This is a genomic window from Candidatus Obscuribacterales bacterium, assembly GCA_036703605.1.
In the GTDB taxonomy this organism is placed as follows: Bacteria; Cyanobacteriota; Cyanobacteriia; order RECH01; family RECH01; genus RECH01.
The window spans coordinates 1-2,827 of record DATNRH010001036.1 but is presented as its reverse complement, the minus strand read 5'-3'; the positions used below and the strand labels follow the sequence as shown (position 1 = coordinate 2,827).

The following is a 2,827-nucleotide window of genomic DNA, read 5'->3' as shown; positions in this document are numbered from 1 at the left end:
CTGATGCTGCACCCCTCAGATTAAAATTCTGTTACCGGCGGTCTCTGGTCGACATCGACTGTCAGGGCTATACCGTCGAAGAATGAGAGTCTGGGTCGGTTTTGGCTCTCCCCTGCCCCATACAGCCCCAAAACCTGATTTTTTCATCAAGGGTCTCAAGGGGTTAGAAAACCCACTTATCCGCTTGGGTATATTGTACCCAGTGAATTCCACATCCTTAAAAACCGTGAAAATACCCCAATGATCTCAATGGGTTCGTAAAATGGGGTGTTTTTGGGGGATTTCTGCCGGGTTCTGACCCCGCTTTTATAAATACGGGTGCAGGGAGAGCCCAATCTGGGACTTGCTTACCTGGATCGGCCACCACGCCGGCCTCGGGCTCTCCCCAAGATTTAAGGCGTGGAGATTTAACACCGGCGTGGAGTTACATATTCAAACATATGACCGCGCCTCCTAATCCAAGGAGGTTTTTTTTATGACCAATTCACTTCATCTGACCGCAGATGGCTCACTATTAAATGGCGAGCCGAGACCAGCAGCTGGCTCCATCCTCATTCCCAAGTCAGCTGCACCTGTCTCTCTCAAATCCATCAAGCAGGGGCTCGAACAGCGATTGCTGGCTGGCCCTGGCTCACTATTAAATGACCAGGCCAATGGCCCTTCTTTTTCTGGCTCATCATTATCTTATGTAGACGAAGTCAATGAAGTTAATAGTGAGCCACCTGGCAAGCCAGATGTCTCCGTCGGGTTTACAACCCAGCCTTCGGCCACCGCTGCGCTCGGCCAAGACCATGGCTCCGCTTCGCATCGCCCAGCCGAAGACGACAAAAGCCAATCCGAGCCAGGGGAGCTGGATCAAGCCAAGGACCAGGGAGGTGACGAAGCCAATCCCGACGAAGCCGCTGAAGCCAATGAGCTAGGAGCCAATGACCCTGAAGCCAATTCGGGCGGCTTGGAGTTCCATGGCCTGGAGACCACAGCTGTTGAACAGGTCCAGGTTCAGCTCTGGGACAACACCAATGAGCGCGGGGTTAAGTTCACCGCCAAGGTGACGGTCCGGCAGGGCCGCAGGAACGAGACCTACTTCATCTCTCCCACCGAGAGCCGCAAGTGGTTTGGCAAGAGACAGGACACCAACCCAGAGACTCTGCCCTGGTACGAGTTCTGCCGAGACTTCATCCGGCCTGCGGAGAAGGCTTACGGCGGTGATCCCAAATACCGCCCTCGCATTGGACACCTGACCAGCCCCAAGCGCTGGGGAGACGCCAAGGTGCAGATGCCTCAGGCATCAGCCACCCTGGAGTGGGAACAGGACTTGCCGGTGATCACAGTGTTCATCGGCAATATCTGTCACCTGTTCCAGATGCAGCCGTCTCAGAGAAAGCATCACAAAGCCGCTGGCTGGTTCGCGTATTGGCAGCCGGGATCAGGTGATGAGGCCGAAGAATGAAGAGCCCAGAACCCAAAAAATCCATCAAGGACCACAAAGGGTTCTTCGGGGTAGAGCTGCGATCCGTTGCCCTGCCCCATACCAAGCCCGCCGCATATCGGCAGGCTGATTTGAATACCCAATTTATCAAAGGAATTTATCGAAATGACATTTATGACAGACACCCAAATTGAAGACGCCTTCGCCCAGGTCAGGGAGAAGTTCGAAAGCAGAGACAACAGCACCGGGCTTGAGATGCTGGACAGCGTGGAAGAGCGCTGGGAGGCCCTGGGAGAGTTGAGCGACCGACAGCTTGCATGGCTGGACAGGCAGCAGAATGAGACCTGGAAGCGGAAGAAGACCAAACCGGCGCCAACCGCTCAGGCATCACAGATCCAACATATCCAGCATCAACCGTGTGCTCCTGCAGACGGACAGGTTCTGATATCGGCAGGGCTCTTGGAGCAGCTGGCTACCGATATTCAACGGATAAGCCAGATCCTGGATCATCTGAGAGGTCAGACAGCGGCTTGAGGCTGAACCGGACCACGGCCAGCCTGATCATCAGGTTCGGTCTGGTTCTGGTCGACGTCACGATCGTCACCGCTACCGTCGATGGAGATGCAACGATGGAGACTGACGATGACAATCCTTTCCAAGCTGACCCTGTCCGAGAAAACCAAAGCGGATGTGAACACTTCTCCTGAGCTTCGGGCTCGGCAGAAGCTGATCCAGGCGATCGACAGCCAAATTGCTGCTGCCCATTCCGAGATCACCGGCGAGCCTATGACGCTCAAAGCTATGCGGTGGGTTGATGATCCCGAAACCGGTCAGCGGGTTCGCAGGGAACTGCCCCGGAAGGTTCGACGCTGGTGGTGGAAAGACGAAGCGGGTCAGCTGATGCTGGATATCCGCTACGGCAATCGGCGGATGGAGTTGATGCCCAAGAAGCCCACCATCCAGGTCGGATCAATGGATCAGCTGGTGCCCACCTTGGAGCAAGTCCGTGAGGCGGTTGCTGCTGGGGAGTTGGACAAGGTGATTGGGGCAGCAAAAGTTCGCAGGAAGCGGGCTGACGGCTGATCTGTAAACGGATTTAGAAAGATTGAGCGCCCCGAGTTAGGCGCTCAGCCATGAGCGAGTTTCAAAGTGCCAGAGAAGTGGGGACGAAGCCCAACAATAGGCTTGAACGTTTTTATGCTGTTAGGATTGGCCTTACAGGCTGAGTCGAAAATTCGCCTTTTCGACACCGACGTTAACGAAATCGTTCAGATTTCCTCCGCATAATGAATCAAGCGTGAAATGACGCAGCAGCGATGCGTCGCGGCTTTGTTCATGGAGTCGCCATGTCAGAGATTACCCCAAGCGCCCCTGTCTCGCCCGATTTCGCCGCGATGC

Annotated in this window: 3 protein-coding genes; all 3 read left to right on the top strand. The window is 55.1% G+C overall.

The window, feature by feature from the left end; all coding sequences use genetic code 11:
- Positions 1-475: 475 nt before the first annotated feature.
- The 3 genes from V6D20_21070 to V6D20_21060 all read left to right on the top strand — a co-directional run bounded on the left by V6D20_21070 (position 476) and on the right by V6D20_21060 (position 2,512).
- Positions 476-1,450 carry a hypothetical protein gene (locus tag V6D20_21070; protein HEY9818273.1) on the top strand — a complete coding sequence of 325 codons (975 nt, stop codon included), beginning with the start codon at positions 476-478 and terminating at the stop codon, positions 1,448-1,450.
- 153 nt (positions 1,451-1,603) lie between these two features.
- Positions 1,604-1,963: a hypothetical protein gene (locus tag V6D20_21065; GenBank protein HEY9818272.1), complete on the top strand. Its 360-nt coding sequence runs from the start codon at positions 1,604-1,606 to the stop codon at positions 1,961-1,963.
- 108 nt (positions 1,964-2,071) lie between these two features.
- On the top strand, positions 2,072-2,512 hold the full coding sequence (locus V6D20_21060) for a DUF6641 family protein (protein ID HEY9818271.1): 441 nt from the start codon (positions 2,072-2,074) through the stop codon (positions 2,510-2,512).
- Positions 2,513-2,827: the final 315 nt, after the last annotated feature.

Bases quoted from the DNA above. Each gene is read 5' to 3' on its own strand.
- V6D20_21060 (HEY9818271.1), top strand. From the start codon at position 2,072: ATGACAATCCTTTCCAAGCTGACCCTGTCCGAGAAAACCAAAGCGGAT.
- V6D20_21070 (HEY9818273.1), top strand. From the start codon at position 476: ATGACCAATTCACTTCATCTGACCGCAGATGGCTCACTATTAAATGGC.
- V6D20_21065 (HEY9818272.1), top strand. From the start codon at position 1,604: ATGACAGACACCCAAATTGAAGACGCCTTCGCCCAGGTCAGGGAGAAG.